A 1,322-nucleotide genomic window follows, 5' to 3' on the forward strand; every position below is an offset into this window, starting at 1 on the left:
CCTGAAACCTTATATGGACTCCCTAACGTAATCAACAACAACTTCATAAAACAAAACACAGATGCGCACTTATATACGGGCTTTATTGAGGAGCTACCTCGCCCTTAGATGTATTCGCACCAATAGGCTATTCCTGAAAGACGGTATTTAATACCTTAGGCTTCAACTAGCTTCTATTGGTCGGTCTTACCTGTTTTACTTCGTTCTTGTTGACTGCTTTCTTTTCTAAGCGATTAATTCTACTGGTGCATATTCGGTTTTATTTTTTATTAAAGCATAAGCTGTTCGAACCGTTTTATTAGCAAAAGCAATCGCTGCGACTTTCTTACCTCTTCTTATGATTAATGCTTTTAACCATAACTCTTTATTTGTTTTTGCTGGACGATTCTCTATAGAATTAATGACTGACAACGCTCCTTGAAATAAAACACTACGGAGTCGCTTGTCGGCACTATTCTTTGAGATATGTCCTATATTTTCTTTTCCACCTGAGCTGTGTTGTTTTGGCGTTAATCCCATGTTAGCCGCAGCTTCTCTACCATTATTATATGTATCAGCAGCACCTAAACGGATAGATAACCCAAGAGCAGCAATTGGTCCAACACCTTCAAGTTTCATTAATTTTTTACACATTGAATGTTGCTTAACTTCTTGCTCTACCTGCTTTTCAAGAACTTTTAGATTCTCATCGTAGCAATGAAACATTTCCCATAGCTGATGAAGAGTCTGTCTAAAATTATAGGGTAAATTATTTTCAGCATCTTCCAAAAGAAAAGGAAGTTCTTTATTTAATGATGCAAAGCCTTTGGCGAAAACAATCCCAAATTCACTAAGTAATCCACGAATTTGGTTCGATAATGCGGTTCTGTGAGCTTTCGCTAATTCTCTAGCACGTTCTAAACTTTGTAGACCTTGCTCTTCAGGAGTAAGAATACCGACACTCTTAATATGAACCATGGTTGCAGCAATGGCGATAGCATGCGCGTCATTCTTATCTGTTTTTTGTTTCACCAAAAAACCTTTTACAGCACGTGCATTGATTACTTTGACTTCGTGACCATGCTCTTTAGCATACCTTGCCCAGTAATGAGCACTTGCGCAGGCCTCCATCGCAACCAAAGAGATCTTTTCCCTAATAAGCAGCTCTTTTAGCTTTTTACGTGAGAGCTCCTTATTGTAAATAACTTTGTTTGTTTCCCTGGAAAACTTACAAACTTGAAAAACATTTTTTGCTAAATCGATAGCAAGTACATTATGATTAGTCATGTATGGGCTCCCTTTGGATAATTCGTGGTTGAATTAATACCGTACCCCCTTGAGGG

1 protein-coding gene is annotated in these 1,322 nt (G+C 38.0%); it reads right to left on the minus strand.

The window, feature by feature from the left end:
- Window positions 1-225 precede the first annotated feature (225 nt).
- Window positions 226-1,266, minus strand: coding sequence for an IS110 family RNA-guided transposase (locus F8B77_RS17230; RefSeq protein ID WP_151656889.1), 1,041 nt, complete (start codon window positions 1,264-1,266; stop codon window positions 226-228).
- Window positions 1,267-1,322 lie beyond the last annotated feature (56 nt).

This window comes from Aliivibrio finisterrensis (assembly GCF_008933155.1).
GTDB classification, from domain to species: domain Bacteria; phylum Pseudomonadota; class Gammaproteobacteria; order Enterobacterales; family Vibrionaceae; genus Aliivibrio; species Aliivibrio finisterrensis.